General features: G+C 45.4%; 3 protein-coding genes and 1 pseudogene. 3 read left to right on the top strand and 1 reads right to left on the bottom strand.

Annotated features, from left to right (window positions below):
* Positions 1-10 precede the first annotated feature (10 nt).
* The 3 genes from AB4653_RS10915 (at position 11) to AB4653_RS10905 (ending at position 5,330) form a co-directional block, all read left to right on the top strand.
* A complete protein-coding gene (locus AB4653_RS10915; RefSeq protein ID WP_009844788.1) occupies positions 11-1,147 on the top strand; it encodes an efflux RND transporter periplasmic adaptor subunit in 1,137 nt (378 codons plus the stop codon).
* 11 nt (positions 1,148-1,158) lie between these two features.
* Positions 1,159-4,311: an efflux RND transporter permease subunit gene (locus tag AB4653_RS10910; protein ID WP_009844789.1), complete on the top strand. Its 3,153-nt coding sequence runs from the start codon at positions 1,159-1,161 to the stop codon at positions 4,309-4,311.
* Positions 4,312-4,643: 332 nt separating this feature from the next.
* On the top strand, positions 4,644-5,330 hold the full coding sequence (locus AB4653_RS10905) for a MaoC family dehydratase (protein ID WP_009844790.1): 687 nt from the start codon (positions 4,644-4,646) through the stop codon (positions 5,328-5,330).
* 212 nt (positions 5,331-5,542) lie between these two features.
* Here AB4653_RS10905 and AB4653_RS10900 read toward each other — a convergent pair.
* Positions 5,543-5,862, bottom strand: a pseudogene (locus AB4653_RS10900) (phosphate ABC transporter substrate-binding protein); the annotation flags it as partial.

Genomic DNA, 5,862 nt, shown 5'->3' with positions numbered 1-5,862 from the left:
AGGTATAACCATGCGTAAAAAGTTGATCCTTACGGCTCTTGCAAGCTCTCTTATTCTTGCTGGATGTGGGCAAGATGCTCAAAATGCCAAGCAAGCGCCTCTACCTCTCGTAGCAGTACAGGATGTTAGCGTTGTTTCTCACCAGCAAAGTAAGTCGTACATCGGTCGTATTGAAGCCGTTGAAGACACGGCTATCACAGCGCAGGTTTCTGGCTATCTACAAAGCCGTCATTTCAATGAAGGTCAAATGGTCGAAAAGGGCCAATTACTGTACTCCATTGAACCCTCTTCATTTGAAGCTGAAGTAGCAAGCGCAAAAGCGTCTGTTGCTCAAGCGAACGCGAACCTTAAAAAAGCCGAGCTTGATTTTAACCGAGGTAAGAACCTTCTCCCTAAGGGGAGTATTTCTCAATCGGAATTTGATGCATTGACAGCAAACTTATTGGGTTCTCAGGCACAGCTTGAAGCAAGTCAAGCACAACTCAATGCAGCCAATGTTCAGCTTTCTCATACCAAAATTATTGCGCCTTTCTCTGGACGAATTAGTGACACCAAAGTGAGCACGGGTGATCTGGTTTCACCGTCTTCAGGTGTACTGACTACGTTGGTTAGCCTAGATCCAATCCATGCATCGTTCAGCATCAGTGAGCGTGAGCGTATTGAGCTGGGTATGGATCGCATCGAAGGCGACGGCAGCAGCGATTCTGCAGGTGTTGAAGTTCAGATCATGCTTGAGAATGGTGAAGCGTTCGAACATCTAGGTCAGCTTGATTTCTTGGGTAACCGTATCAACCTCAATACTGGTACGATCGCGATGCGCGCAATTGCTGATAACCCGAACCAGCAATTACTTCCAGGCCAACACGTTCGCGTTGATCTACGTGAAAAGCAATCTATTGATGTTGTGACTATTCCGCGTCGTGCGGTTCAAACCGACCTAGAAGGTGACTTTGTGATGGTATTGGTTGAAGGTGAAGCCGCACCAGTTGCTGAGCGCAGAAACATTGAGATGGGGCGACAAGTTGAAGGTGGTGTGATCGTTCATTCTGGTCTAGAGAAGAACGACGCAGTGATCACTCAAGGCCTACAGCGTGTACGTAATGGTATGTCTGTTCGTATTCAAGCTTCTGCTGAACAAGCTGAGTAAGGGGGCTATTTATGTTAAGTCGTTTCTTTATTCAAAGGCCTAAGTTTGCCCTTGTCATATCCATAATATTAACGCTGGCGGGTGCGATCTCTCTCGCTATCTTACCAGTGGCCGAATATCCAAAAATTAGCCCACCATCGGTCAGTGTGTCGGCATTCTACACGGGTGCCAGTGCTGAAGTGGTGGAACAGGCGATAGCCGACCCCATAGAGACATCGGTGAATGGCGTAGAAGATATGATCTACATGTCTTCTAAAAGTGCTAATGATGGTTCATACAACCTTAACGTGACCTTTGATGTCGGGACTGATGCTGATATGGCTCAGGTCAACGTTCAGAACCGCGTTGCTCAGATCGAATCGAAACTTCCACAAGAAGTAAGAATGGTGGGTGTAACGGTCAAGAAGCGTTCACCTGACCTATTGATGGTATTGAACTTCTACTCGCCGAACGGAGAGTACAACGACCAATTCCTTATCAACTACGTGAACTTGAACATTAAAGACCAATTGGCTCGTGTAAAGGGCATCAGTGAAGTTAACGTGTTGGGTGGTGGTGAATACGCGATGCGTGTTTGGTTAGATCCTGAAAAAATGGCTAACCTCAATATAACTACCTCTGACGTGAATCGCGCTTTGGCGGAGCAGAACGTTCAAGTCGCTGCAGGCCGTATTGGAGCAGCGCCTTATAACAACGCGCAAGAAGTGCAATTCAACTTGGTGACAAAAGGCCGATTAGAAACGGCTGATGAGTTTGAAAATGTAGTGCTTCGTGCAAATCAAGACGGTTCAACGGTTTATTTAAAAGACGTTGCACGTGTTGAGCTAGGTAAAAAGTTCTACGATGGTAACGGTAAATACCGTGGTCAAGACGCTTCAATCGTAACGCTGTCACTTCAGTCAGACGCTAATGCGCTGGAAAGTGGTAAAGCAGTCATGGCGATGCTAGACAACCTAAGCAAAAATTTCCCTGAAGGCGTTGCTTACGAGGCGAGTTACGACACCACACTATTCGTTGCTGAGTCGATTAAAGGTGTAGTTAAAACACTCATCGAAGCAATTTTGCTGGTTATCGCAGTAACGTACTTGTTCTTGGGCAGTGCCCGTGCAACCTTGATTCCTGTGGTTGCGATTCCGGTATCTTTGATTGGTACTTTTGCGGTCATGCAGATGACCGGCTTTACCATCAACACAGTAACCCTGTTTGGTTTGATTTTGGCGATTGGTATCGTAGTAGATGATGCGATCTTGGTTATCGAGAACGTAGATACTACGATGGCCAAAGATCCTACCATTTCACCGCGAAAAGCAACACTGATCGCGATGAAAGAAGTGACCGGTCCAATTGTGACATCTACATTGGTACTGCTTGCCGTGTTTATCCCTGTAGCGATGTTGCCAGGTATTACCGGCATCATGTATCGCCAGTTTGCTCTGACTATCTGTATCGCGGTTGTGATCTCTTCTATTAACGCTCTAACGCTGTCGCCAGCATTGTGTTCATTGGTTCTTAAGCAGGGCGGTGGTAACACAGCACGTTGGTACCAAGCGTTTAACCGTGGTCTTGAATCAGTAACCAGCAAGTACGGTCAAATTGCAGGCTTCCTTGTGAAAAAGGGTGTTCTGCTGTTTACCTTCTTCGTTGTGGCGCTAGCAGCGGTAACTTACTTCGCGAAAACCACGTCTACGGCTTTCGTACCTCAAGAAGATAAAGGCATCTTGCTGGTTAACGTGCAGCTTCCTGACGCGGCATCGCTGTCTCGTACAGAAGATGTGACAGAGCAGTTACTAGAGATGGTTGAGCAAGAGCCGGGCGTTGATGGTGTGACACTGGTTAACGGCTATGCATTCATGACGGGCGCTTCAGCTTCGAATGGTGCGTCGATGTTCATCAAGCTCCACGATTGGGAAATGCGTAACGCACTAGACGGTCAACATTCAGCGCAAGCTATCTCACAACGTATTAATGGCCGAGCAGCAACAGAACTGCCTCAAGCGATTGTATTTGCAATGGGACCTCCTGCGGTTCCGGGCATGGGTGCTGCGTCTGGTTTTGAGTTTGTTCTCGAAGATACATTAGGTCGTAGCCGCACTGATCTGGCGATGGTAATGAATGACGTGATTGCTGAGGCAAATAAACAGCCTGAGATTTCACATACCTTCAGTACCTTCCGCGCCAATGTACCTCACTACTATGTCGATATTGATCGTGAGAAAGCGCAACAGCTAGGTATTCCCCTATCGGAAATATTCCAAACGCTACAAGGCAATCTTGGGTCAATGTACGTGAATGACTTCACCATGTTTGGTAAGAATTTCCGTGTCACCATGCAAGCAGACAGTGAACACCGTAGCAGCATGGATGACCTACAACGATTCCACGTGCGTTCGTCTAATGGCGAGATGATCCCGTTAAGCACATTGGTGACTTACGATCAGATCTTTGAACCAGACGTAGCATGGCGTTACAACATGTACCGCAGTGCGGTGATTCAAGGCCAACCAGCACCGGGTTACTCAAGCGGTGATGCGATTGCTGCAATGGAACGTGTCGCAGCTGACGTGCTGCCTCAAGGCTACCAGTACGAATGGACAGGCATGGCTTATCAAGAAGTATTGGCAGGCAACCAAGCGATCTTTGCTTTTGCACTGGCTCTGATCTTCATCTATCTGTTCATGGTGGCGCAGTACGAGAGTTGGACAATCCCTATAGCGATTATCTTAGTGGTACCGGTTGCAACCTTAGGTTCTTTCTTGGCGCTGAACCTGACAGGCACACCGCTGAATCTCTATGCACAAATTGGTTTGGTCCTCTTGATAGCTTTGGCCGCGAAGAACGCAATCTTGATTGTGGAATTCGCAAAGGTTGAGCGTGAAGAGAAAGACGCACCGATTGAAGATGCGGCGGTGAAGGGCGGTACGCTGCGTTTTCGTGCTGTGAACATGACGTCTTGGTCATTCATTTTAGGTATATTCCCGCTTATCTTCGCTGCGGGTGCTGGTCACGTGAGTCAAAACTCATTGGGTATTTCTCTGATTGGTGGCCTGCTATGTGTGTTGTTAGCGGGTACGTTCCTAATCCCTGGCTTCTATGCATTCGTGCAACGTAAGCGTGAGAAGGCACACGGTGGCAATACCAAGTTGATTCCACTGGACGATGAATAGGGAAGTTAGTGTCTTGTAGGATGAGCCCTTTACAAGGTTTCTCCTTGGTAATTAATTTCTTGTAAAAACGAAGGCTTAGCATTGTGCTAAGCCTTTTTTATTCCACTTGTGAATAAAGAATCTGTTTATATAATGAAATGTTTATTATAAGGTAGAGTTAATACTCCAATTAAAGCTCTCCAATAAAATGGTGTTTTATTCTTAGGTTGTTGTTTTTGTTGGATATATAAGTGTTCGGCTAACACTTGTATGCTCGAAAGTATTTGCACAATAGTGTGAAGTGTTTCAAAATTACCAAGTTATATTGAAATATTTTGTGCATTGAGGTTCTTATGAAAGTCATTGATTTATTTAAACACCGAGGCGACAGCGTGTCTTCGCAACACTCAGAGTTTATGCAATGGATGTCTCCAGCTCTTAGAGATTACTGGGGAGACTTTCTGAATCGCACGCAAAATAGTCATTTCTTTGCGTGGGTTCGTGATCACCACAAACCTGCTGTCAATGAAGATGCGCCAGAGATGCCTGTTGAACCACAGATCGTACTTAAGCCAGAAGCACAACTTGTATTTGATGAGCTTGAACAGCAGATCGGTGAAGTGATCCATACTGGTGATTGGATCAATGTAAGCCAAGACAGAATCAACCAGTTTGGCCTCGTTACTGAAGATATGCAGTGGATTCATACAGAGCCTTCTAAGGCTGAAACAGATTCTCCGTTCAAAACAACCATTGCACATGGTTTTCTGACTTTGTCTCTGCTTCCTCGACTGACAGACAGTGTTGATCCTGACAAATCTCAATTCCCAACGGCGAAGATGGTTGTAAACATTGGTCTTAACCAAGTACGTTTCCCATACCCTGTAAAATCGGGCAGTAACGTTCGCGCTAAAAGTACGCTAACAAAAGTAACGCCAATTAAGAAAGGCCTAGAGATTGAACGCGAAATCCGTGTAGAAATCGAAGGCATCCGTCGTCCTGGTGCTGTGATTGTTTCGGTGATTCAACTTCACTTCTAGAGCTTTTTTATAAGTAGAATTGCTTTTAGCGAAGATTATAGATTCAAAAAAGAGAGAGCTTAAGGCTCTCTCTTTTTGTTTTTGTCTATCAAGGCGATATCATCAGCATCCTAACAACATCACAAAAGTCGTTATCTTACTTGATACGTGTGTAGTTATTTAATGCGTTTGTAGTTACTTAATGCGTTTGTAGCTACTTAATGCGTTTATAGTTACTTGATGCGCGTGTAACCGTACTCTTCGATAAGATCTTGCCCTTGTTTTGACTTCACGAACTTAATGAAATCTTTGCTCTCGTCAGAAACTGATTCAGTTTTGTGCAGCAATAAGAATGGGCGAGCCAATTCATAACTGTGGTTGGCGATGTTCTTAGATGTCGGCTCAACGCCTTCAAATGTGATTGCTTTGATCGAACGGTCGATAGAGCCAACAGAGATGAATCCAATCGCATGTGGGTTATGGTTAACAATCGTTTTTACCATGCTGTTGCTGTTTACAACCAAGTTATTTGGGTTGATGTCAGACACTAGAC

Source organism: Vibrio sp. 10N.222.48.A3 (assembly GCF_041475345.1).
GTDB lineage: Bacteria > Pseudomonadota > Gammaproteobacteria > Enterobacterales > Vibrionaceae > Vibrio > Vibrio tasmaniensis_A.
Note: the sequence above shows the minus strand (reverse complement) of the source record. Positions and strands in the feature narration are given on the sequence as shown.